General features: G+C 65.0%; 23 protein-coding genes. 5 read left to right on the top strand and 18 right to left on the bottom strand.

What is annotated here, in order from left to right; genetic code table 11:
- Positions 1-5 precede the first annotated feature (5 nt).
- The 12 genes from E8M79_RS14710 to E8M79_RS14655 form a co-directional block, all read right to left on the bottom strand.
- Positions 6-1,601 (bottom strand): MlaD family protein, encoded by a 1,596-nt coding sequence (locus E8M79_RS14710; RefSeq protein WP_137152615.1) that lies wholly within the window; start codon positions 1,599-1,601, stop codon positions 6-8.
- 3 nt (positions 1,602-1,604) lie between these two features.
- Entirely contained in the window at positions 1,605-2,369 is a 765-nt protein-coding gene (locus E8M79_RS14705) for an ATP-binding cassette domain-containing protein (protein ID WP_137152614.1), read from the bottom strand.
- Positions 2,370-2,371: 2 nt separating this feature from the next.
- Positions 2,372-3,499, bottom strand: a complete 1,128-nt coding sequence (locus E8M79_RS14700; protein WP_137152613.1) for an ABC transporter permease — start codon at positions 3,497-3,499, stop codon at positions 2,372-2,374.
- A 117-nt stretch (positions 3,500-3,616) separates the two neighbouring features.
- Positions 3,617-4,063 (bottom strand): molybdenum cofactor biosynthesis protein MoaE, encoded by a 447-nt coding sequence (locus E8M79_RS14695; protein ID WP_137152612.1) that lies wholly within the window; start codon positions 4,061-4,063, stop codon positions 3,617-3,619.
- Between the two features lie 2 nt (positions 4,064-4,065).
- Positions 4,066-4,317 carry a molybdopterin converting factor subunit 1 gene (gene moaD / locus E8M79_RS14690; RefSeq protein WP_137152611.1) on the bottom strand — a complete coding sequence of 84 codons (252 nt, stop codon included), beginning with the start codon at positions 4,315-4,317 and terminating at the stop codon, positions 4,066-4,068.
- Complete coding sequence (gene pgsA / locus E8M79_RS14685; protein ID WP_137152610.1) at positions 4,314-4,880, bottom strand: CDP-diacylglycerol--glycerol-3-phosphate 3-phosphatidyltransferase; 567 nt, start codon at positions 4,878-4,880, stop codon at positions 4,314-4,316. Before pgsA ends, moaD begins: the two co-directional genes overlap by 4 nt.
- Before the next feature lie 63 nt (positions 4,881-4,943).
- Positions 4,944-5,318, bottom strand: a complete 375-nt coding sequence (locus tag E8M79_RS14680; RefSeq protein ID WP_171015876.1) for a nuclear transport factor 2 family protein — start codon at positions 5,316-5,318, stop codon at positions 4,944-4,946.
- 4 nt (positions 5,319-5,322) lie between these two features.
- Complete coding sequence (locus E8M79_RS14675) at positions 5,323-6,396, bottom strand: 3-deoxy-7-phosphoheptulonate synthase (RefSeq protein ID WP_137152608.1); 1,074 nt, start codon at positions 6,394-6,396, stop codon at positions 5,323-5,325.
- Between the two features lie 223 nt (positions 6,397-6,619).
- Positions 6,620-7,420 (bottom strand): ABC-2 family transporter protein, encoded by an 801-nt coding sequence (locus tag E8M79_RS14670; protein ID WP_137152607.1) that lies wholly within the window; start codon positions 7,418-7,420, stop codon positions 6,620-6,622.
- Between the two features lie 2 nt (positions 7,421-7,422).
- Positions 7,423-8,229 carry an ABC-2 family transporter protein gene (locus E8M79_RS14665; RefSeq protein WP_137152606.1) on the bottom strand — a complete coding sequence of 269 codons (807 nt, stop codon included), beginning with the start codon at positions 8,227-8,229 and terminating at the stop codon, positions 7,423-7,425.
- Positions 8,226-9,230, bottom strand: a complete 1,005-nt coding sequence (locus E8M79_RS14660) for an ATP-binding cassette domain-containing protein (RefSeq protein WP_137152605.1) — start codon at positions 9,228-9,230, stop codon at positions 8,226-8,228. The genes E8M79_RS14665 and E8M79_RS14660 overlap by 4 nt, the downstream gene beginning before the upstream one ends.
- 511 nt (positions 9,231-9,741) lie before the next feature.
- Positions 9,742-10,758: a helix-turn-helix domain-containing protein gene (locus E8M79_RS14655; RefSeq protein ID WP_137152604.1), complete on the bottom strand. Its 1,017-nt coding sequence runs from the start codon at positions 10,756-10,758 to the stop codon at positions 9,742-9,744.
- Between the two features lie 149 nt (positions 10,759-10,907).
- On the opposite strand from E8M79_RS14655, the gene E8M79_RS14650 reads away from it, so the two are divergent.
- Entirely contained in the window at positions 10,908-13,721 is a 2,814-nt protein-coding gene (locus E8M79_RS14650) for an autotransporter serine protease (RefSeq protein WP_137152603.1), read from the top strand.
- A gap of 58 nt (positions 13,722-13,779) precedes the next feature.
- Here E8M79_RS14650 and uvrC read toward each other — a convergent pair whose 3' ends face one another.
- Positions 13,780-15,666, bottom strand: a complete 1,887-nt coding sequence (gene uvrC / locus E8M79_RS14645; RefSeq protein ID WP_137152602.1) for an excinuclease ABC subunit UvrC — start codon at positions 15,664-15,666, stop codon at positions 13,780-13,782.
- Positions 15,663-16,445 (bottom strand): SDR family oxidoreductase, encoded by a 783-nt coding sequence (locus E8M79_RS14640; RefSeq protein ID WP_137152601.1) that lies wholly within the window; start codon positions 16,443-16,445, stop codon positions 15,663-15,665. Before E8M79_RS14640 ends, uvrC begins: the two co-directional genes overlap by 4 nt.
- 244 nt (positions 16,446-16,689) lie before the next feature.
- On the opposite strand from E8M79_RS14640, the gene E8M79_RS14635 reads away from it, so the two are divergent.
- On the top strand, positions 16,690-17,613 hold the full coding sequence (locus E8M79_RS14635; RefSeq protein ID WP_137152600.1) for a DMT family transporter: 924 nt from the start codon (positions 16,690-16,692) through the stop codon (positions 17,611-17,613).
- On the opposite strand, the gene E8M79_RS14630 is transcribed toward E8M79_RS14635, so the two are convergent.
- The 3 genes from E8M79_RS14630 to E8M79_RS14620 all read right to left on the bottom strand — a co-directional run bounded on the left by E8M79_RS14630 (position 17,614) and on the right by E8M79_RS14620 (position 19,110).
- Positions 17,614-18,009 (bottom strand): DUF2177 family protein, encoded by a 396-nt coding sequence (locus E8M79_RS14630; protein ID WP_137152599.1) that lies wholly within the window; start codon positions 18,007-18,009, stop codon positions 17,614-17,616. It abuts the gene before it with no gap.
- A gap of 133 nt (positions 18,010-18,142) precedes the next feature.
- Positions 18,143-18,592, bottom strand: coding sequence for an SH3 domain-containing protein (locus E8M79_RS14625; protein WP_171015875.1), 450 nt, complete (start codon positions 18,590-18,592; stop codon positions 18,143-18,145).
- Positions 18,593-18,687: 95 nt separating this feature from the next.
- Positions 18,688-19,110 carry a MarR family transcriptional regulator gene (locus tag E8M79_RS14620; RefSeq protein ID WP_137152597.1) on the bottom strand — a complete coding sequence of 141 codons (423 nt, stop codon included), beginning with the start codon at positions 19,108-19,110 and terminating at the stop codon, positions 18,688-18,690.
- 144 nt (positions 19,111-19,254) lie between these two features.
- Between E8M79_RS14620 and E8M79_RS14615 the strand changes: the two genes are divergently transcribed.
- The 3 genes from E8M79_RS14615 (at position 19,255) to hemH (ending at position 22,985) form a co-directional block, all read left to right on the top strand.
- Positions 19,255-20,154, top strand: a complete 900-nt coding sequence (locus E8M79_RS14615) for a LysR family transcriptional regulator (RefSeq protein ID WP_137152596.1) — start codon at positions 19,255-19,257, stop codon at positions 20,152-20,154.
- Between the two features lie 14 nt (positions 20,155-20,168).
- Positions 20,169-21,863, top strand: a complete 1,695-nt coding sequence (locus tag E8M79_RS14610) for a DUF1007 family protein (protein WP_137152595.1) — start codon at positions 20,169-20,171, stop codon at positions 21,861-21,863.
- 96 nt (positions 21,864-21,959) lie between these two features.
- Positions 21,960-22,985, top strand: a complete 1,026-nt coding sequence (hemH, locus tag E8M79_RS14605) for a ferrochelatase (RefSeq protein ID WP_137152594.1) — start codon at positions 21,960-21,962, stop codon at positions 22,983-22,985.
- Between the two features lie 37 nt (positions 22,986-23,022).
- Here hemH and E8M79_RS14600 read toward each other — a convergent pair whose 3' ends face one another.
- The gene (locus E8M79_RS14600) at positions 23,023-23,751 is read right to left on the bottom strand and encodes an FCD domain-containing protein (protein WP_137152593.1); all 729 of its coding nucleotides are present in this window, start codon (positions 23,749-23,751) and stop codon (positions 23,023-23,025) included.
- Positions 23,752-23,758 lie beyond the last annotated feature (7 nt).

Raw genomic sequence — 23,758 nt, 5'->3', positions numbered from 1 at the left:
AAGTCCTACCTCTTGTTGTATTCGCGCACGGTGTCGCCGCCGAAAATCAGTCCCTGGGGATTGTTTTCGAGGTTTCTGACCACGCGATCAAGTCGCGCCAGCGTGGTGCGGGCGTCCTGCGCCAGGGCCGTGAAATTGGGCAGACCCTGCGACGTGAAATTGTTGAGCCCGACGGCAATATTGGCGGTGCTGGCATTGAGCTGGTCGGCCAGGCTGCGGATCGAATCGGCCGCATCGCCGATCTGGGTGAACAAGCCTTGGTCGTCGGCGCCGGCGACGGATTTGTCGACTTTGGCCAGGATCTCATCGACCTTGGCGACCGAGCCGACCAGCGAATTGGAGATGTCGGTGAGGTTGGCAACGATGGTGTCGACGTTTTCCGAATTGCTGCCCAGCTTGGTGGCGAAGCTATCGACATTGGCGACAGCGCGGCCGACCACGGCGGGATCGATCTGGGCGGCGATCTCGTTGACCTTGGTGACGGCCGGATCGAGCTGGGCCACCATGTCGGTGATGCCCTTGGACAGCGCGTCGGCGGCCTCAAAGAAGCTGTCGACCTGAGCGGAATTGCGCGCCAGGCTATCAGAGAAGGTGGCCAGATCGGTGACAACGGCGCTGACCTTTTCGGGCGGTGCGGCAGCGAGCAGCGCCTTGACGTCGGTGCTCAGGCCACTGAGATCGCCCGAGAAAGCATCGACATTGGCCATGACGCGGCTGACGGCGGCGGGATCGACGGCGGCGGTGACCGCGTCAATGCGGGCGACGCTGGTCGAGAGCGTGGCGCTCATCTCGTTCAAGGTGTCCGAAAGGGTCGAGGCCGAGGCGAAGAATTCGTCGACCTTGCCAGAATTGCGCGACAGCGTGTCGCTGAAGGTGGCGACGTTGTCGACCACCTGGGTGACGCGTTCGGGCGGGATGGCGTCGGCGAGCTCGCCCAGCTTGGCCGAGAGCGTGCTGATCTGTTCGGCCATGGGGCCGACCTGCTTGCCGGCATCGGCAATGGTGGCCAGGGCATCCTTGACGCCATCGGCATTGGCCGCCAGGGCGTCGCTGAAGGTGGCGACATTGGCGATGGTCTCGTTGAGCTTCTCGTCATTGGTGTCGAGGAAGCCATTGAGGCGATCGACCGCCGTTGCGGTGCCGTTGATGGTGGTCGAGAGGCCATCCAGGATCGACTGGAAGTCGGAGACCTTGGCGTAAAGCGTGGGAACGTCGCGGCCCGGCTCGGTGGGCGGCGGGCCAGCAGCCTGGGTGCCACCCGAAAGCTGCAGCGAGCCGACGCCAGTCAGGCCCTGGAAGCCCATCAATGCCTTGGTGTCGGCTTTGACCGGGATAGCAGCATCGATCTCGATGCGGGCGATGACGCGGCTGATATCGGTGGGGTCCAGCCCCACCGCGCGGACCTGGCCGATCTTGATGCCGTTGAACTGCACCTCGGTGCCTGGGCCGATGCCAGAAACGGTGCCGGTGAAAATGACCTCGTAGGCGGCGGTCTTGAGATTGCTGGAGGGACCGGCGAACCAGTAGACGAAGCCGAAGAACGCAATCAACACTGCAGTGGCCAGAGCCCCGACGGTTGCGTAATTTGCCTTGTTTTCCATGGTCTAGCCTTCGAGGTTGTGGGCGCGGGGGCCGTGGAAATAGTCCCTGAGCCAGGGGTCGTCCGCTGCGCGCATCTCGCTGAGCGTGCCAGCCTTGAGCAGTTTGCCACCGGCCAGGGCGACGATGCGGTCGCAGGCAGCCTCCAGGCTGTCCAGATCATGGGTCACCATTAGCACGGAAAGACCCAGCGTCTCACTCAAGGTAACGATCAGCTCGTCAAATTTGCCAGCGCCAATGGGGTCCAGACCCGCCGTGGGTTCGTCGAGGAACAAGAGCCTGGGATCGAGCGCCAGGGCGCGCGCGAGGGCGGCGCGCTTGATCATGCCGCCCGACAGCTGGGCGGGATAGGAAGACCCTGCCTCGGGCGGCAGGCCGACCAGATCGAGCTTCATACGCGCCAATTCCCGGCGCAGGCGCGGCGTGAGGTCGAGATGCTCGCGCATGGGGAACTCGATGTTCTCGATGACATTGAGCGAAGAGAACAGCGCACCCTGCTGGAACAGCACGCCCCAGTCGCGGCGAACCTCGGTCTGCTGCTGGGTGGTGAGGTCGGAATAGGTGTGGCCGGCGAAATTGACGGTGCCGCCGCGGGTGGCGATGAGGCCAACGATGGCGCGCAGCGTCACTGACTTGCCGGAGCCTGAGGGGCCAATCAGCCCAAGGATTTCGCCATCGCGCAGGTCAAAGCTCAGGCCGTCGATGACCGTGGTGGTGCCGAAGCCGACCTTGAGGTCGCTGACCGTCATGATGGGAGAGGACTGGGTCATGGTCAGAACTTTATCGCGGCAAAGAAGATGGCGAACAGGCCATCGGCCACGATGACTACGAAGATGGATTTGACCACCGAGGAGGTGGTGCGGCGGCCCAGCGATTCCGAGGAGCCCTGCACCTTCATGCCCTCCAGCGAAGCGAGGAGGCCGATGAGGAAGCCCATGAATGGCGCCTTGAGCAGGCCCACAGCGACGCTGGTGATGGTCATGGAATCGCGCAAGCGCAGGATGAAGGTCTCGACCGGAATGCCGCCATAGGCCTGGCCAACCAGGATGGCGCCGAGCAGGCCTGCCATGGAACCAACGAAGGCCAGCAGCGGCAGGCCGATGACCAGCGCGACGACGCGCGGCAGCAGCAGGGCCTGGAAGGGATCAACGCCCATGACGCGCAGGGCATCGAATTCCTCGCGGATGCGCATGGAGCCGATTTCGGCGGTGATGGCCGAGCCCGAGCGACCGGCGACCATGATGGCGGCCAGCAGCACGCCGATCTCGCGGAACATCAGGATGGCCGCCAGATCGACGACCAGAATGGCAGCGCCGAAATTGCGCAGCTGCAGGATGGTCTGCTGGGTGATAATGGCGCCCACGACCAGCGAGATCAGCGCGACGATGGGGATCGCCTTGAGGATGATCTGTTCGAACTGGTTGATGAAGCTGGCCAGGCGCAGCGGGGCGCGGAAGGTGGCGGTCTGGGCCAGGGCGCCCAGGATGCGGCCCTGGGTTTCATTGACCGAGACGATATCGCGCAGCGCCCCCATGACCGTGCGGCCCAGGGCGATGAAGGGCACGAGCAGGGGATTGTCGTGCGGACGGGCCAGGGTCGCCTTGGGATTGTAGGTAGCGATTCGGGCGAGCAGGGTGGCATGCTTGGGCGAGGCGCCCAGGAAGCCTGCGGCGGCATGGGCGCGATCGCGGCCGAGCTGGGTGAGCAGCCAGGCGCCAGCGGTGTCGAGGCGGTCGAGGCGGGAAATATCGATGCTGACTTGGCTGCGCTCGGCCGGGGACAGGCTCAGCTCGGCGATGGCGTGCTCAAGCTGACGGGCATTGGCCGCTGTCCAATCGCCCGAACACAGGATCGTCCGCCCCGTACCCTGTGCTGCGCCGAGCTCGACAAATCGCGCCATAGAACTTTCTGTGCCAATCGTTGTTGCCATTGCAATAACATGTTCTGGCCGGTTTTGCAGAAGTATACGTGTCGGCAGTCCGTTGAGGATCAATAGTTGTTGCCAGGCAGTGACGGTTCAGGACCAGCGCGCCCTGGCGCTGTCGTCTTCCTCGCGGGGGGCGACCCAAATGGTGCCCTCTGGCCCGGACTCCTGCTTCCAGAACGGCGCATCGGTCTTGAGATAGTCCATGAGGAATTCGGCACCCCGGAAGGCTGCGGCCCGGTGGGGCGAGAGGGTCATGACCTGGACGATGGGCTCGCCGGGGGCGAGCTTGCCATAGCGATGGATGACGCTGGCGGCAACGAGCTCGAAGCGGGCGATGGCCTCGGCCAGGATGGCCTCGAGCTGGTTGATGGCCAGTTCGGGGTAGCATTCGAGCGTCAGGCTGGTGACGGGATCTTCGGCGGTGGAGCGGACGACGCCGGTGAAGGTGACGGCAGCGCCGGCGCCCTGGCCGGCAGCGAGGAAGGCATTGGTTTCGGCGCCGGGATCGAAGGGCGCGGTGGTGACGCGGACGGGCATGGTCAGCCCCCGGTCATGGGTGGGAAGAGGGCGACGACTTTGGCGCCGGCAATGGCAGCATCGTGCGGCACGAGCCGGGCATCGACGGCGGCGCGGATCAGGCTGCGCTTGGCGACGGCATGAGCAAAGGCTTCGTCGCGGGATGCGAGCCAGTCAATGAGGTCGCTAATGGTGACGACCTCCGCGGGCGGGGAGACCTCTTCCTCGCCGCGGTTGAGGCGTTCGCGCAGCCAGGCGAAGTAAAGGATCTTCACGGCGTGTCCGCCGACAGATGCGGCCAGCTGGCGCGCAGATATTGCCAGCCTGTCCAGACGGTCATGGCGCCGGCCAGCCAGAGCAGCAGGCTGGTGGGAATATCGAGCGCGGGCAGCAGCGGGCGGACCAGCACGAAGGCCAGAGCGATAAGCTGGACGGTGGTCTTCCACTTGGCAAGCTGGGTGACGGGCAGGACGACCTTGGCATTGCCGAGGAATTCGCGCAGGCCGGAGATGAAGATCTCGCGGAAGAGGATGGCACAGGCCGGGATCAGTTCGAGCGCCGAAAGGCTGTGATCCCAAGCGAGGGCGACGAGAAGCACCCCGACGAGGAGCTTGTCGGCGATGGGGTCGAGCATACGGCCGAGCGGGGAATACTGGCCCCAGGCGCGGGCGAGATAGCCGTCGAGCCAATCACTGGCGGCGGCCAGGATATAGAGCACTAGCGCCAGCACGCGCAGGGTGGGATCGCCAGCCAGCGCCAGCCAGACGATGGGAATGATCGCCGCGATGCGGGCAATGGTGATCTGGTTGGGGACGAGCAGCAGCGGATTCTTGGTCATGAGCGGAGAGAACAGGAAGGGTAGGGTGGGGTCAAGCCTGCCTGACCTTCCTGCCCAGGACCATCAGCTCTGGTCGACGATTTCCACGATTTGCCCAGACCTGATGCGAAACAGGGACGCCCCCACAAAGGCGAGGCTTTGTCCGGCTTTCCAGCCATTGGGGAGATCGGCCGCCACCGTGGCGGTGTAGTCGATCTCGACCAGGGTGGTGTCGGCCACAGTGATAGCTTGCCTTACTGCCTGCCGCCGCGTGCTGAACGCGGCGGCCCCTGCGTGGGCCATCTGGGCAAATGACGGCTTGCCGATTGCCTCTGCTGTCACCTGGCCAGCGGACAGATTGCGGAACACGACTTCCTCGGCCAGACAGTCCAGCATCCCGTCGACGTCGCGGGCATTATAGGCCGCGATATAGGCCGCAATGACTGCAGGTATCACCATCGCTTCAAGCCACCTGCTGATTGGTGGCAGCCCGACGGGCGGTGACGGCGTCGGCCAGAGCGGTAAGAGCGGTGACCGTGGTGTCCCAATCAATGCAGCCATCGGTGATGGACTGGCCATAGACGAGGGGCTGACCGGGGATCAGATCCTGGCGACCGGCCACAAGGTTGGATTCGACCATGACGCCGATGATGCGACGATCGCCATTGGCGAGCTGGTCGCCGATGTCGGCGAGAACCGCGGGCTGGTTCTCGGGCTTCTTGGAGGAATTGGCATGGCTGGCGTCGACCATGATGGTGGCGGGCAGGCCAGCTTTTTCGGCAGCCTGGGCTGCGGCTTCAACGCTGGCGGCGTCGTAATTGGGCGTCTTGCCGCCGCGCAGGATGATGTGGCAGTCGGCATTGCCGGTGGTGGCGGCAATGGCGGAGCGCCCCGATTTGGTGACGGCGAGGAAATGGTGCGGCTGGCTCGCCGAGGCTACGGCATCGAGGGCGATCTTGACGTTGCCGTCGGTGCCGTTCTTGAAGCCGACCGGGCAGGAGAGGCCCGAGGCGAGTTCGCGGTGGATCTGGCTTTCGGTGGTGCGGGCGCCGATGGCGGCCCAGCTGACGAGATCGGCAATGTATTGCGGGGTGGTCATGTCGAGGAATTCGCAGGCTGCAGGCACGCCGAGGTTGGCGATGTCGAGCAGCAGGGCGCGGGCAGTGTGCAGGCCGGTGTCGATGTCGAAGCTGCCATCGAGATTGGGGTCGTTGATCAGCCCCTTCCAGCCCACCGTGGTGCGCGGCTTTTCGAAATAGACGCGCATGATGATCTCAAGGCGGTCGCCCAGGGTGTCGCGCAGGGCGGAGAGGCGCTTGGCATAGTCGATGGCGGCGGCGGGATCGTGGATGGAGCAGGGGCCTACCACGACGGTGAGACGATCATCGGTGCCGGCGAGAATGTTGTGCACGGCATGGCGGGCGCTGATGACGGTGCGCGTGGCGGCATCGGTTCGCGGATGCTGGCGCATCACCTCGATGGGGGTGGTCAGTTCCTTGATGGCACTGATGCGCAGATCGTCGGTGGACTTTAACACGGCTGGTCTCCTCGGGGATATCTGGGGTGAGGCGGCCAACAAAAAAGCCGCCTCGAGTGGGGGCGGCTGGCTTCGGGTTTGTTCGTAATCCTGGGGGATCAGATCAAGCGCGCGGTAGCCTCCGCCGGGAGCGGATAGCTAAAATACCAAAACGAGATGGTGGCGACTGAACGGATCATGGCCAGAGATGTAGCGCGGCGTTTGACATTTGTCGACTCCGACTTTAGCCGCCTGCGCCCTGATAATTGCGCAGGCACCAGCGCCAGTGCAGCATGGCGAGACCGGCCATGACAGGCCCGGCGAGCAGGCAGGCCAGGCCTGCGAAATCGCCCAGCAGCGGCACGGGCTTGCCGAGCAGCACGGCGACCGGGACGGTGCTGATGAAGCCCATGGGCACGACGGCGAGCAGCAGGACCTGAATGGGTAGCGGGAAGATGGTGATGGGATAGCGGGCCAGCTCCCAGAAGCCGAAGAAGATTGAATAGAGATGGCGCGACCGCACCCAGACCAGGGCGGTGGCGCCGATCATGGTCATCAGGGCACAGACCACCATGGCGCCGCTGACCAGGGTGGCGACAAGGAAGAGTACGGTGGGCAGCGACCAGGCGACATCGACCTGGGTGATGGCCCAGGCCATCAGGCCAACGGCCAGGACGACGTGGCCGGCATAGCCGATGTTGAAGCCGGAAAAGACCATATAGAGCCAGGTGCCGATCGGCTTGACCAGGATGGCGTCCATTGTGCCCTGGCGAACCAGATCCTCCATCTCGCGAAACTGGGTGAAGCTGAAGCTGGCGCCAACCGAGTAGGTGAGGAGGTGGACGCTGAGCAGCATGGCCATATCCGACCAGGTCCAGCCGCCGAGCATGCCAAAGCGCGCGATGATGAGGGCAATGGCGGTATAGACCGCGCCATAGGACACGAACTGGGAGACCCAGCCGAGCACCATGGCGCCGGGATATTCCACCTTGGTGCGGATATACATGCGCACCAGTTCGCGCATCAGGATGACGGTTCGCAGCATGGTCAGCCCCCCTGCACGATCAGGCGATCGCGGGCCCGCGACCAGAGCCAGGCCAGGCTGGCCAGCAGCACGGCCAGCCAGACGAGGCCGATGCCGAAGTAGAGCAGCGTCTGGCCGGGCTCGAGCTTGCCCAGATAGACGGCGGCCGGATAGTAGGAAATCCAGGCAAAGGGCAGGTGGCCGGCGATGGCGGCCAGCCAGCCCGGGAAGAACCACAGGGGCACCATGCCGCCCGACAGCAGCGTCATGATGGCGTTGAAGAACCAGTCGAGCGACTGCACGGTCATCAGCCAGAAGGCTGCCAGCCCCAGGAGGGTGGCGAGCGTGAACAGGATCATGAACGACAGCGGCCAATAGGCGAGGAAAGCCAGGCCGTGAAACAGGCTCGCCGGCGGCTGCAGGCCAAAGACCAGCAGGATGATCACCGCGACAGGCACTGTGCTGGCGGCCAGTTCGAACAGGAAATGGCCAAGATGGCTGGCGGCCAGATAGGCCGGATAGTGCAAGGGCTTGAGCAGATAGACTGCCACATCGCCCGAGCGAATGGCCGTGCCGACGTCAGCGAGCAGGCGCGAATAATCCCAATAGAGCAGCGGGCCGGCCAGGAGGCTGTAGGTGATCATCTCCGGCAGCGTGACGCCGTTCGCCGCGCTGGCGGCGCCCGCCGCGCCATAGACCGAAACCCAGATGGCGATGCGAGCGAAGATGAACACGAGATCGCCGAAGGCGCCCGCCCAGATGGTGTGCCGATAGGTCAGGCGCGTCTGCAGGGCATTGACGGTGAAGGCCGCGTAGGCGCGGGCTTTCATGGCGTCGTCGCCGCGAGCTGGGGCTTGGACTGGTAAAAGGTGCGGATCACCTCTTCGATTGCCGGTTCCTCGAGGGTCACGTCCTTGAGGTCATAGCCATTGCCCAGTTCGGTCAGCACATCGAGGATGGAGGTGTCCTCGCTGTCGAGCAGGAAGTGCTTGGCGGCGCCGTCGTCGGTGACAAGGCGGGCGGTGGTGAGATTGATAGGGCCGGGATCGGTGCCGAATTCGAGACGCAGGCGACGGCGCGAGCCGAGGGCGGAGCGCAGGCGGGGTAGTTCGCCATCGAACAGCAATTTGCCATCGTCGACCATGATCAGGCGCGGGCAAATCTCCTCGATATCCTGCAGGTCATGGGTGGTGAGGATGATGGTGGTGCCGCGCTCGCGGTTGATGCGCGCGAGGAATTTGCGCACGGCATCCTTGGCCACGACGTCCAGACCAATCGTGGGTTCATCGAGGAACAGGATCTTGGGATCGTGCAGCAGCGCCATGGCGATTTCGGCGCGCATGCGCTGGCCGAGGCTGAGCTGGCGCACGGGGCGATCGAGATAGTCGGCCATGCCCAGCATGGAGGTGAGGAAGGCCAGGTTCTCGGCGAAGCGCGCCTCGGGCACCTCATAGATGTGGCGGTGCAGATCGAAGCTGTCACGCACCGGCAGATCCCACCAGAGCTGGCTGCGCTGGCCGAAGACCACGCCGATCTCGGCGGCATTGGTCATGCGGTGGGCATGGGGCTCGCGGCCAAGCACGCTCAGCGTGCCGGCGCTGGGCACCAGAATGCCGGTCATCATCTTGATCATGGTGGACTTGCCGGCGCCATTGGGGCCGAGATAGCCGACGGCCTCGCCGGGCGCGATGGTGAAGGAGACATCCTGCACAGCGCGCACTTCGGTGAACTGGCGGCTGAACAGGCTGCGCAGGGCGCCGCCCATGCCGGGCAGGCGCTTGGGCTGGCGGAACGTCTTGGCGACGCCGCTGACTTCGATAATGGCCGACATGATGGACCCCCAGACCAGAACGATAGCCGATTCTTGAGGCTCGGCAATCCTTTGACAGGGCGCGAAAGAGCGCCGCCTGGAACGCGGTTGTCAGGAGTTGGACGGACCCCGGGGCGGATGTCGCCTCAGGTGAGTTTAAAAATGAGACGACAACCGCCCCGGGGGTGCCGGTTTTTGGAGCCGAACGAGCGGCAGAGGTCGCTCGCCCCTACACTGGCAACTCGCCCGCAAACCTGTGCGAGAGGCAAAGCCCGCACCCGGCTCACCCCAGCACTGTTCGCCTGCAGGCCGTCCGTGCGGGGTGATGGGGGGGAGTATAGGGCTGGACGGTGGGGGTGGGGAGAAGGGGGACAGGCCTCGGCATCGTGGCTCCCGACACCCCCACCTAGCCTCCCCCATCAAGGGGGAGGTATCTCTCCACTCTTGGGGCAACATCGCGTTCAACCCACAGGGTTACACCTCCCCCTTGATGGGGGAGGTTGGGAGGGGGTGACGGTTGGCCCACAAGACGTCAGGTGACGTCGACGATCCAGGGGCGGAGGTCAAAGGACTCGTCATTGTCTTCGGGGCGGGCGTGGCGGCCGAGGGCGCGCAGTTCGGCCGGGGTCTGGCCATAGCGGCGCTTGAAGATGCGGCTGAAATTGGAATGATCGTCGAAGCCAAAGGCGGCGGCAATGGTGCCGATGCGGCGGGTGTCGCTCTCGTCGCTCAGAGCGCGGCGCACATGGGCAAGGCGGCGCTCGGTGATATAGGCTTCAACGCCTTTTTGCGGCTCGAACAGGCGATAGAGCGTTGAGCGTGAGACACCCAGATCGGCGGCGAGGCTGGCGATGTCGATCTTGCCGGTGGTGATGCGGGCATCGATCAGCCGGCGGACACGCTGGAACAGCAGGTCGCGCTGCGGTTCGGCGGCGGCCTCCAGCATTTCCTCTATGGGATCGAGCGCGGCTTCGTAGAGCGCCAGGGTGGCCACGGCAGCGGCGGCGCCGGTGCTCAGCGGCATGGTGGGGAGGCGCCGGCTGAGGCCGACGAGATGGTCAGCCAGCATGCCGCCTAGAACCGCGCCACGCGGCCCCCGCGTCATCACGCCATGGGGCAGCTGGCGGGCCTTCACCAGGTCGCGGGGCACCAGCACGGTGATGTTGCTGGAGGGGAGGGAGACCGTGCGAGTCTGACGCGTCATGTCGAGCGTGACCAGTTCGCCGGAACGGACGGTGACCGGGCGGTCATCAAGGTGCCCGTCATAGCCGCCGGCGGTATAGACCTGGATCAACGCGTAATCGAGGCCATCGCGCTGCGCCTTGTCGTGGCTGCGGCTGAACATGGTGGCATCAAAGGTGCCCAGCCCGATCAGGATGTCGCCCAAATGGTAGCTGACATAGGAGGCCGCGAAGGGGCGATCGGGATAGACTGGCGCAATGTCAAAAACCGGCGCTATCGCAGCCTGCCAACCGGCAAAGGCCTGGGCAGGATCGGAATCGGCAGAGTTGAAGGCCTGGCGCGGCAGGCCTGGTTCGGCTTGAGTCATGATGTGGGGTTGCCACAGTTTTCCGGTGCAGCGACCTGGTTGAGACGGTCAAACCATAATTGGAATTTTGCTCTCATCACCGATCCAGCAAGCCCTGCTATCGAAGCGGCCACAGTTGACAACCGGTGTATAGTAGGGGCGAAAACTTAATGACAATACGGCGTATCTGGCCGGTGATGGTGCTGGCGCTCGGCCTGGTGAGTGGCGGTGCCCAGGCGCAGACGACATCGAGCAGTCCGGAGTATTGGAAGACAGCGGAATATCTGTCGGCCTATCAGCTCAATGCCATCGACGCAGCCAAGGCCTATGCGCTGGGGATCACCGGCAAGGGCGTGGTGGTGGGCGTGCTGGACACCGGCATTGACACGCGCAACCCCGAGTTCAACGGGCGGCTGCTGCCCGGCTTTGACCTCAACACTGGCGTCATCATCACCGGCTCGGGCAATTTCGAGGGGGTTGACACTGACCAGCCCAGCGGGCGGGCCAATCACGGCACGCATGTGAGCGGCATCATTGCCGCCAATCGCGACGGCTTGGGCATGCATGGCGTGGCCTTTGACGCCCAGATCATCAATGGCGTCTATGACACCCGGTCGGGCAATTCGGACGGCTGGTTCCATGAGAGCTGGCGCCGCATGGTGGACCGCGGCGTGTCGATCATCAACAACTCGAGCGGCGTCAATGACTGCGCGCAGGCAGTTAATCCGCCGTGCAATGTGACCGACTATACTGCTACCTCCTATGCTGCGGCGCTGCCGCAGACCATCGAAGCGGCGAAATATGCCGCTGAAAAAGACGTGCTGATGGTGTTCGCCACGGGCAATGAGAGCCAGCCCTCGCCGGATGGGCTGGGCGCCATGCCCTATTGGGTGCCCGAGCTGCGCAATAATTTCCTGGCCGTGGCCGCAGTGGACGCCAATGGCAATCTGGCCAGCTTCAGCAATCAGTGCGGCGTGGCCGCGGACTGGTGCCTGTCGGCGCCGGGCGTGGCCGTGCCCTCGACCCTGCCGCTCGGCACGGGCGCCAATGGAAGCAATTACGGGCCGATGGACGGCACGTCGATGGCCACGCCGGTGGTGACGGGCGTGGCGGCGCTGATCAAGCAGGCGTTCCCGTTCTTCTCCGCCCATGACATCCAGCAGGTGATCCTAACCACGGCGACGTCGATGGGTGACCGGCAGAAGTTCGGCTGGGGCATGGTCAATGTGGGCCGGGCGCTGCAGGGCTATGGCCAGTTCACCAGCACGACGGTGGTCGATACGGCCGGGTCGAACTCGACGCTGGCCAATTCAATCTCGGGCAGCGGCGGGCTCAACAAGCAGGGCTCGGGCACGCTGACGCTGACTGGCGCCAACACCTATACCGGCGACACTACGATCAACGGCGGGCAGCTGTCGATCAATGGCTCGGTGACCTCCAAGGTGACGATTGCCCAGAACGGCGTGCTGCGCGGCGTGGGCAAGATCGACTCGTCGCTGTATTCGGCAGGCCGGCTGGCGCCGGGCAATTCGCCGGGCACGCTGACTGTCAATGGTCCGGTGACGATTGCGGCCGGGGCGACGACCTCGTTTGATATCGACGGCACGGGCACGGGCAATGGCGCGGGCAATTACTCGCGGCTGATCACCACGGGCGCCAATGGCAGCATCAGCGTCAATGGTGTGATCGTGCCGGTGCTGCGCGGGATCACGGGCTCGGCCAGCAACACCTATGTGGCGCCGCTGGGGACGCAGTATAATGTGATCCAGGCCAGCACCAGCGTCACCGGCGGGTTTACGTCGCTGACGCAGCCGACGACGGGCGGCCTGCCCAACAGCACGCGCATGGACACGCTCTACAGCAGCCGCAGCATTGCGCTGGTGGTGACGCCGCTGGTCTATGGCAATCTGGCGGCCAATGGGCTGGCGGCGGGGCCGAACCAGAATGCGGTGGGTGCGGCGCTGGACGCGGTGCGCCCGGCCGCGGGGCCGCGCAGCAATGAGGTGTTCTCGGCGCTCTATGCCACGACACCGGAGGCGCTGGTGCCGGCGCTGAGTCAAGTGGCGGGCGAAGTGCATGCCTCGGGCGCAACGCTGATCCTCGAACATGGCGGTCTGCTGCGCGATGCCCTGCACAACCGCTTCGCGCCGGGCGTGGCCAGCCAGACGGCGCAGGGCTGGACCTCGCTGCAGGCGACGGGCGGCTGGGCGGCCGGTGGCGGCGCGGCGACGCTGAACTGGAACGAGCAGGCGTTGTTTGCCGGTGCCGATGGCATTGCGGTGGGCAATTGGACGGTGGGCATTGCCGGTGGCATTAGCCGCTCGGGCGGCAAGATCGACGGCCAGAATGCGACGGCACGCAGCACCAATGGCGACGTGGCCGTCTACGGCCGGACTGAACTGGGGCCGATCGTGGCGAGCCTGGGCGCGGGCGTGACACTGTCGGGCGTCGACACTACCCGTGCCATCAGCTTTGGCGGCGTCGACAGCACGATCAGCACGTCTTATGGGCGGCTGTCGGGCCAGGTGTTCGGCGAGCTGGGCTATGCGCTCAAGGCGGGCAGCGTTGATGTGACACCGTTTGTGTCGGGCACGGTGATGGGCCTATCGGGCGCCAATTACAGCGAAAGCGGCTCGCCGTTTGCGTTGAGCGGCTCGGTGGCGGGGCAGACGCTGGGCATCTCGGTGGCCGGCGTGCGCGTCGTCACCGAAATCCCGGTTGGCGCGGCGGCGCTGTCGGCGAGCGCCATGGTGGGCTGGCAGCATGTCTATGGTGAGATGCTGGGCAGCGCCAGCCAGTCACTGGCCGGCGGCCCGGCGTTCCGCACCACGGGTTCAGGCCTGTCGCGCGACGCGCTGGTGGTCGACCTGGGGCTCAATTACGACATGGGCAAGGGCGTGGCGGCGGGGCTCAATGGTTCGGGCCGGCTGGGCACGGAGTCCAGTTCTGGCACGATCAAGGGCTCGCTCAAGGTGGCGTTCTAGCCAATAGCCAAGAGTTCATGCACGGAGGGCGCGGGCGCAGGCTTGCGCCCTTTGCATCTCATCCCGCGCGGTTGAAGTGATCGTAGATCAGCTGGGCCATGGCGCTGGAAATGCCGGGGACGGCTTGCAGGTCGTTGAGGCCCGCGCGGCCGACGGCTTTGGCGGAGCCGAAGTGGTTGAGCAGGGCGCGCTTGCGGGTGGGGCCGATGCCGTCGATCTCGTCGAGCGGATTGCTGACCTGTTCCTTCTTGCGCTTGGCGCGATGGGTGCCGATGGCGAAGCGGTGGGCTTCGTCGCGCAGGCGCTGGACGTAATAGAGCACCGGGTCACGATGGGGCAGCATGAAGGCCTCGCGGCCCTCCATGAAGAATTTCTCGCGGCCGGCGTCGCGGTCCTCGCCCTTGGCGATGCCGATGAAGGTGACTTCGCGCGGCAGGTTGAGCTCGGCGATGACGCCGCGCACGGCGCTCATCTGGCCGGCGCCGCCGTCGATGAAGACCACATCGGGCCAGTCGGGCATGCCGGAATTGTCGTCCTCGGCGTCGTTTTCGCTCTCATTGGCCAGGCGGGTGAAGCGGCGGGTCAGCACTTCGCGCATCATGCCGAAGTCGTCGCCGGCGGCGATGTCGGATTTGATGTTGAAGGTTCGGTAGTGCTTTTTGGAAAAGCCCTCCTCGCCGGCCACGACCATGGCGCCCACCATATTGGTGCCCGAGATGTGGGAATTGTCATAGGTCTCGATGCGGCGCGGCACCTCTTCGAGGCCGAAGGTTTCGGCGACGCCTTCGAGCAGGGTGCGATTGGTGGCGCCTTCGGCGAGCTGGCGGCCAAGCGCCTCGCGGGCATTGGTCAGCGCATGGTTGACCAGATCGCGCTTGTCGCCGCGCTTGGGCACTTCGATGGTGACCTTGCGACCGGCGCGGCTGGACAGCGCCTCTTCCATCAGGGCCGGTTCGGCGAGGTCATGGCTGACCAGCACGAGGCGCGCCGGCGTGCGGTTTTCATAGAACTGGCCGATGAAGGCCTCGAGCACTTCGGCATCAGAAAGGCTGGCGTCGGCGCGCGGGCGATAGGGGTAATTGCCCCAGTTCTGGAAGGCGCGGAAGAAGAAGACCTGGACGCAGAACTGGCCGCCTTCGTGGTGGATGGCAAAGACATCGGCCTCTTCGACCGATTTGGCGGTTGCATCGCCCTGCGACTGGATGAGGGCCAGGGCCGAGAGACGGTCGCGGATGAGGGCGGCGCGCTCGAAATCGAGGGTTTCGGCGGCCTGGTTCATATCGGCCTGCAGATGATCCTGCACGCTGCGCGACTTGCCGGAGAGGAACTGGCGCGCGTCCTCGACCAGCTCGGCATAGCCCTCAAGGCTGATCTCGCCGGTGCAGGGGGCGGCGCAGCGCTTGATCTGATGCTGCAGGCAGGGACGGGTGCGGGCGGCATAGAAGCTGTCGGTGCAATTGCGCAAAAGGAAGGCCTTTTGCAGGCTCGCAATGGTGCGGCCGACGGCGGTGGCGGAGGCGAAGGGGCCGAAGTAGTGGCCCGGACGGCGGCGGGTGCCGCGATGCTTGGTGAGCTCGGGCGCCTCATGATCGGTGGCGATCAGGATATAGGGGAAGCTCTTGTCGTCGCGCAGCAGCACGTTGAAGCGCGGCTTGAGCCGCTTGATCATATTGGCTTCAAGCAGCAGGGCTTCGGACTCGGTCTCGGTGCGCACGAATTCCATGCTGACCGTGGCCGCGATCATGCGCTGCAGGCGGATCTCGAGGCCATCGGGGCGCGTGTAATTGGTGACGCGGGCCTTCAGGTTCCGTGCCTTGCCCACATACATGACGGCGCCTTCGGCATCGAGCATGCGATAGACGCCGGGGGCAGCCGGGAGGGTGCGCACAAAGGCGCGGATTACTTCGGGGCCGCTGGGCGGAGGCGTTGGGCTGTCGTCAGTCATGAGCGAGGGGTTGGACCACGTCGGGCGGGATAGTCAAGATGTTGGCCGCCGTCGAGCGCCAGCATCTGGCCGGTCATGGCGCGGGAGGCCAGCAGCATGAGCACACCCTGGGCTATATCGTCGGGGTCGGCATGGCGTTCAAGAGGCAGGCTGCGGACATGGGCGTCAAAGGCGGCCTGGTCTTGCCGCGCATGGGGCAGCACGGGACCGGGGCCGATGGCATTGACGCGAATGGCGGGCGCCAGCGACTGGGCCAGGGTGCGGGTGGCGGTCCAGAGCACGGCCTTGGAGAGCGTATAGCTGGTATAGGCCGGGGAGAGATGGAGCACGCGCTCGTCGATGATGTTGACGATATTGCCCTCGGCTCCGGCGGGGAGCTGGGCGGCAAAGTCGCGGGCGAGAAAGAGCGGCGCCTCGGCATGGATGGCGAAATGCTCATCCCAGAGCGCTTCGTCGAGATCCCTGGCGCTATCGGGGTAAAACACCGAGGCATTGTTGACCAGGGTGGTGAGCGGGCCGAAGGCCGCGGCGGCGCGGGCGATCAGCGTGCGGCGCTGGGCGCGGTCGGCGAGATCAGCCTGGACGATGGCGGCGCTGCCGCCGGACACTTTGATGCCGTCGCAGACCGTCTGGGCGCCCGCTTGGTCGGACCGGTAGTGAATGACTACGGCATGGCCATTGGCCGCGAGATGGCGGGCGATGGCGGCGCCGATGCGATTGCCGGCGCCGGTGACTAGCGCGACAGACCGTGTGGGCGAGAGATCGGAATGATTCGTCATGGAAGGACTGTGCACCTGATGGGTCGAGCTTAGGCCGCTTTGGCGGGAGGGTTCAATGTCTGGCGGGCGTAGTGCCCAGGGTGGCGCGCGGGGAGACTGGCCCATGCCTGCTGCCAGGGATCGTCAGCAGGCGCGCTTTGTTACCATAAGGCGCATGGCCAAGCCGGGCGGTTTGCGCTAGCCCTAGCCGGGCGCGGCCCGCTGTTGGCGCCGGGCGCCATCGGGTCGAGGTTTCAGTCGCGTCATGTCGCTTTCTGCCGTATCCAGCCGCACTGACAATGTGGGGCGCGCCATTGCGCTGACGCTGTTCACCGTTGCGGTCTTTGGCGCGCAGGACGCCATTTCCAAGACACTGGTGCAGAGCTATTCGCCGTTCCAGATCACCATGATGCGCTATTGGGGCTATGGGCTGTTCTCGATCTGGCTGGTGATGCGCCAGGCGCCGCTGCGGCAGGCGCTGACCTCGCGCGTGCCGGTGCTGCAGGTGTTGCGCGGGGCGCTGCTGATCGTTGAAATCTGGTGCTTCGCCATGGCGCTCAAGAGCGTGCCGCTGGGCGAGCTGCAGGCCATTTCGCTGGTCTATCCGCTGCTGGTGACGCTGTTTGCCATTCCGCTGCTGGGCGAAAAGGTCGGGGTGTTCCGCTTTGTGGCGGTGGGCGCGGGCTTTGCCGGCGCGCTGATCATCGTGCGGCCGGGCGGGTTGCCGCTCGACTGGGGCGTGGGCTTTGCCATGGCGTCGGCGACGCTGTACGCGCTTTATATCGTGATCACCCGCAAGGTGAGCCAATATGACAGTGCGGCCACCAGCATGGCCTATAGCGGGGTGATCGGCGTGCTGCTGTCGAGCGCGGTGGGCGTGTTCTTCTGGCAGAACATGGGCTGGACCGAGCTGCTGATGGTGACGGCGATGATGGTGACCACGTGCCTGGGGCATGGTGTGATGATCTTCGCATTGTCCATGGCGCCGGCCAGCACCGTGCAGCCGTTCAACTATTTCTCGCTGCCCTGGGCTATCTTCCTCAGCGCAGCGATCTTTGGCGAATGGATCGACCCGATCTCGCTGGTCGGTGCCGGCGTGGTGGTGGCCGCGGGCCTGGTGGTGATGGCACGCGAACGCATCAAGCGCGTCCGCGTTGTCGATGAACCGCTGCTGCCCGGCCGCGAATAATCAGGCGAAATGGCGGGCAATCCACACGCCACCGGCGGCGCTAACGCCGGTGAGCACGGTGCCCCAAGCCATGTCGACTGCGGCCACTAGCGGCGTGAAGCCCTTGACGGTGGAGAGATTGGTCAGATCGTAGGTGCCATAGGCGACAAAGCCGAGCACGGCGCCAAAGACCAGGGCCTTGACCACATCGCCTTCAGCGGGGGCGGCGACGAGCAGGACCACGCCCACCAAATAGGCGAGGTAGAAGAGCGCGGCGATGAGCAGATTGGGATTGGGCAGCAGGAGCTCGCCGATCTCGCGCTGATAGAAGCTCTTGCCCATGGTGGAGAGCCAGACGAAATCGAGCGGGAAGAAGATCAGCGCACAGGCCCCATAAAGGATCAGATATTTGGTCATGCTGGCGGCTCCCCGTGTGTGATGCAGCTGTTACGCGCAAAGGCGGCTGGGGGATCACAACAAAAGGCGGGGCGCAGGGTGCATGACAACGCCGCCCCTTGTGGGGGCGGCGCGGAACGTCCGGGAGGACGGGTTAGTTGCCGACGCAGAAGTAGCCGTTGGGGCCGTCAATGCAGACGCTGGCGCCGGGGCGGCTGGGATAGGCCGGGTAGGTCGGATAGACCGGATAGGGACGCGGATTCCAGTGCGGCGGGCGGCTCGGACCGGGGTTCCAATGGGGCGGGCGGCCCCAGTTGTCGCCATCGTCCCAATCGTCATAGCCACCGCCACGCGAGAGATAGTTGGCCGAGACCCAGCCATCGGGGCCACGCTTTTCGACATAGCACCAGCTGCCGCGGCACTGCTGTACATCGACGCGTTCACCACGGCGCAGCGTGTCGACAACCCCGTAATAGGTGCCCGGGCCGGAGCGGACATTGACGTTGTTGGTGGCATAGGCGGTGGCGGCAAAGGCGGAGCCGGCGGTTGCCAGAAGCGCCAGGGCTGCCAGGCCGCTTGCGGCGAGAGTCTTGCTCAAAGCCATTTTCGATCTCCTGTAGCTGTGTGGCATCGCTGCCAATGGCTGCAGAAAACACCTTTGCGCCTGAACCCAAGCTGAATGATGCAGGCAGGCAGAATTCAGAAGCTGAGCAGGTCCACGAAGCGCTTGAGGCGCTCGCCGAGCTTCTTGCGCTGCTTGGGCTTGAGCTCGCCCATCAGGGCCTCCTCAAGCTGGGTCCAGTGATCGGCCAGGCCATTGCGGATGCGCACGCCGCGTTCGGAAAGGGCAATGCCATCGGCCAGCTCGGGGCCGACGGCCTGGCGGGTGACGAGGCCGCGATCGATCAGGCGCGAGAGACGGGTGGCGAGGGCGACTTCGGGCAGGCCCAGTTCGGCCGCCAGCTCCATCTCGGTGGTGCCGGAGCGGCCCAGCTCGAACAGGATCGCGTCATCGCCGGGCTCCAGACCCCGCTCAGACAAGGGCAACAGCAGGGCGCGATGCGCAAGCTGTCCCGCTTCAATCAGCCGGTAGAGTGTGGAGCGGGATGAGGGTCTGGACATGGGGGGGAAAATAGTCCGAACTCCGGGTGCGCGTCGATTGGGCTTCCAGTCTATCGTTAATCGTGGAACGGCCAAGGCCTGTTATTGTTCGGCGATCACAGATGAGTTATGCGTGGATTACATTGATCCAGCGAACAGGACGCCATGACGCAGGACCTCGCACGCATAAGGGCATTCGTTCAAGTCTTTGATTCTGGCGGGTTTTCAGCGGCGGCGCGGCAGCATGGCCGGTCCAAGGCGCTGCTGAGCAAGTATGTGACGGATCTGGAAGATTACCTGGGCGTCCGGTTGATGAACCGGACCACCCGCAAGCTCAGCCTGACCGAGGCGGGCGAGGGCTATTACCGCGAGGCCAGCGCGCTGCTGCAGCAGCTGGACGATCTGGATGCCACCATCACCGACCAGACGGCCGAACCGCGCGGGTTGCTGCGCATTTCGGCGCCGCGCAATTTCGGCGAGCGCACCCTGGCGCCGGCTATCTTCCAGTATCTGCTCAAGCACCCCAAGGTGGTGCTCGATCTGCGGCTGGAGGATCGCTATGTCGACCTTGTCGACGAGGGGATCGACGTGGCGCTGCGCATTTCGACGATGCAGGATTCTTCGCTGATCGCGCGCAAGATCGCCGACATGCATGTGATCGTGGGCGGGTCGCCGGCGCTGCTGGCCAAGACGGGCGTGCCCAAGCATCCCGAAGACCTGCGGCATGCGCCCTGTATCGTGGACGTGAACCTGCAGGGGCAATCGAACTGGCGCTTTATCGAGGATGGCAAGACCATCTCGGTGCCGGTGACCGGGCCGGTGCGGGTGAATTCGCCGCTCGCGGCGCGCGAGGCGGCCATTCTGGGCCTCGGATTTGTCGTATTGCCGTCGTACCTGGCCGATTCAGCGGTGGCCAGTGGCGAGCTGGTGCCGGTGCTGGCCGACTTTCTGCCGACCGGGCAGACGCTGCAGGCGGTGTATCCGCACCGGCGTCACCTGGCGGGCAAGGTGCGGGCCCTGATCGACCATCTGGTTGACTGGTTTCAGAAGCATCCAGTCAGCTAACAGCGGGGTTTGGCGTGAATTTTCGTGGTCTGGGCAAGTCGCTTGCCGGCGCTGGAGTGACTCTGCTTGGGCTGACGCTGCCGGCGCTGGCGCATCCGCATATCTTCATCGACGCCAAGGTGACCATCACCTTTGACGACAGCGGCGCGGTGGTGGGGCTGCACCACGACTGGAGCTTTGACACGGCGTTTTCGTCCTGGGTGATCCAGGGGCTGGACAGCAATGGCGACCGCGAGACCTCGCCCGACGAGCTGCAGAGCCTGGCCGACGAGAATACCGCCGGGCTGGCCGATTATGGCTATTACACCTTTGCCGGCGACATGGACGCGCCGCTCAAATTCACGCCGGCGGGCGACCAGCGCATGGTCTATGCCGACGGGCACACGACGCTGAGCTATTCGCTGACCACCGAGCAGCCGCATCCGCTGGGCAAGCGCTTCGAGCTGGGCGTCTATGACCCGGAATACTATGTGGCGATCACCTTTGCCGATGCGAGCGCTGTGACGCTGGTCAATGCGCCGGCCGGCTGTGGCGTGGTGCTCGAGCCCCCCAAGGAGATGTCGGACGATCTGCAGAAGCGGCTCTATGCGCTGGGGCCGGATGTGACCGAGCTGCCGCCGGACCTGGCGGCGGCGATGCGCGGCACGCAGGGCATGATCGTGGTGAGCTGCGATGGCGCGCCGGCTGCGGCGGCGCCGACCACGGCGCTGGATGCGGCGACCACCATGGCGCAGGCCAAGCCGAGCATTCCCTTTGGCGGGCCACCGCCGGAGCCGGGGTTGAACCTGCCGCGCACCGGGTTTTTCGGCTGGTTGCAGACGCAGCAGCGGGAGTTTTATGGCGCCATCACCAAGTCGCTCGATGCGCTGCGGACGGACTGGACGGCGTTCTGGGTGCTGGGCGGGCTCAGCTTTATCTATGGCATTCTGCATGCCGCCGGGCCGGGGCATGGCAAGGTGGTGATCTCCTCCTACGTGCTGGCCAATGAGACGCAACTGCGGCGCGGCGTGCTGCTCAGCGTGGTCTCGGCGATGATCCAGTCGGGCGTGGCGGTGGTGTTCGTGCTGATCGCGGCGGGGCTGTTGGGCATGACCAGCTATGCCATGGGCGACGCGGCCAACTGGATCGGCATTGTGTCCTATGGGATGGTGGCGCTGCTGGGGCTTTGGCTGATCGTGCGCAAGGTGTTTGGCCTGGGGCACAGCCATGGGCATGCAGACAAGCCGGACATGGTGCAGACGGCGCGGGCGCATCTGCACGATCACGATCACGATCACCATGGCCATGAGCACCATGATCATCACGGGCATGACCACCACGATCACGAACATGGAGATCATGGGGATCATGATCATGCCGGCCACGTGCATATCGTGACACCGGCAGCGACGAGCGGGAATTGGCGCGAGCAATTGAGCGTGGCGCTGGCGGTGGGGCTGCGGCCCTGTTCGGGTGCGCTGGTGGTGCTGGTGTTCGCTCTGTCGCAAGGGTTGCTGGCGGCCGGCATTGCTGCGGTGTTCCTGATGGGCGCGGGCACGGCGATCACGGTGGCCGCGCTGGCGACGCTGGCGGTTACGGCCAAGGGCATGGCCCGGCGCATCGGCGGCATCGACAATCCGCTGACCGGGGCCATCATGTGGTGGCTGGAACTGGGCGGGGCGGTTGCGGTGCTGATGTTCGGCGTGCTGCTGGTGATTGCCAGCCTCTGAGTGGATCACCGGGGGCAGCGCGACCCATAGCCGCCTTGATCGTTTGGTTTTTGCCGCTATGGTCGCGCCAGCCGCAATCCAGATCGACAGGCATCCATGTCCGCTCACCTGCCTCCCGCCCATCCGCCTGTCCTGCCCGAGAAAATCGGCGTGCTGCTGCTCAACCTGGGGACGCCGGACGCGACGGACTATTGGAGCGTGCGCCGCTATCTCAAGGAATTCCTGAGCGACAAGCGCGTGATCGAGACGCCGCGCTGGCTGTGGTGGCCGCTGCTGAACCTGGTGATCCTGTCGGTGCGGCCGCAAAAGAGCGGGCGCACCTATGCCTCGATCTGGGACAAGGAACACAATGCCAGCCCGCTGCTGGTGATCACTCGCAAGCAGACCGCGGCGCTGGCCGAGCGCATGGCGGGGCATGACAATGTGATGGTCGATTTTGCCATGCGCTATGGCAATCCTTCGACCAAGAGCGTGCTGGAAAAGATGCAGGCGGCGGGATGCACCAAGATCCTCTTGGTCCCGCTCTATCCGCAGAATTCGGCGACCACCACCGCCACGGCCAATGACAAGGCCTTTGACGTGCTCAAGACCATGCGGCGCCAGCCGGCGGTGCGCACGGTGCCGGCCTATTTCGAAGATCCGAAGTACATCGAGACGCTGGGCAACTCGATCCGCGATGGCGTGGCGGCGCTGGATTTCGAGCCCGACGTGGTGCTGACCAGCTATCACGGCATGCCGGTGACCTATCTGGAACGCGGCGATATCTACCATTGCCAGTGCTACAAGACGACACGCCTCGTCCGTGAATACCTTGGCTGGCCCAAGGAAAAGCTGATGGTGACCTTCCAGAGCCGCTTCGGGCCCACCAAGTGGCTGGAGCCCTATACCGACAAGACGCTCGAAGCGTTGCCGGGGCAGGGCAAGAAGAAGGTGGCGATCCTGGCGCCGGCCTTTGCGGCGGACTGTATCGAGACGCTGGAAGAAATCGCCATGGAGGGCAAGGAAAGCTTCATGCACGCCGGGGGCGAGAAATTCGCCTATATCCCGTGCCTGAACGACAGCCCGGCCGGCATGGACATGATCGAGGCGATGGTGCGGCGCGAGCTGAGCGGCTGGCTCTGACCGGTCGCAATTCAGCTGAGGCTGGCCTGCACATGCCCTAGCTCAGCATGTTGCCGTCGATGATGGCCTGGACTTCGTCGACGACAATGTCGAGCAGCTGGTTGATGATCTCCACGGCGCGGACGGGGTCGGCGGCGACGATGGCGTCGGCGAGGTCGCGGTGGATGGGGAACGAGTCGAGGCCAAAATTGTCGGCGCCGAAGGGCGATGCGGTGCCGCGCTCCAGCGCGTGATCGAGATTGGCCAGGATCTGGCCATACATGGGATTGCCCGAGGCGTCGTAGATGGCGGCGTGGAACTCATGGTCGGCCTTGCGCCAGGGGCGGCCGGCGTTGACCTCGATAAGCAGAATATCGCAGAGGCTGGAAATCTGCCGGCGCTGCTTGGGCGAGGCATTGATGGTGGCCTTGCGCACCACGTCGTTTTCCAGGGTCCGGCGGATTTCCAGCAGGCGCAGCAGGGCTTCGCCTTCGAGCCGCACCATGGTGGGGACCAGGCCGCGCGAGGTCTGCACACGGGCCGAGAGATAGGTGCCGTCGCCGCGGCGGCGGCGGATTATGCCCAGGCCTTCCCAGCGGTTGAGGGCCTCCCGAATGGTGGAGCGACCAACGCCGAGCGTGGTGGCCAGGGAGACTTCGGGCGGCAGGCGATCGCCAATGGTCAGCCCCGAGCGCTCGACCATGTCGGCAAGCGCATCCAAAACCGCCACCCCACGCGTGCGGGTTTCGAGCGGCTCGAGATAGTCCAGGGCACTGTCCGGTCTCACGCGACTG

This window comes from Devosia sp. FKR38 (genome assembly GCF_005222805.1).
Lineage (GTDB): Bacteria > Pseudomonadota > Alphaproteobacteria > Rhizobiales > Devosiaceae > Devosia.
The sequence above is the reverse complement of the archived record's forward strand: the minus strand, read 5'-3'. Positions and strand labels throughout refer to the sequence as shown.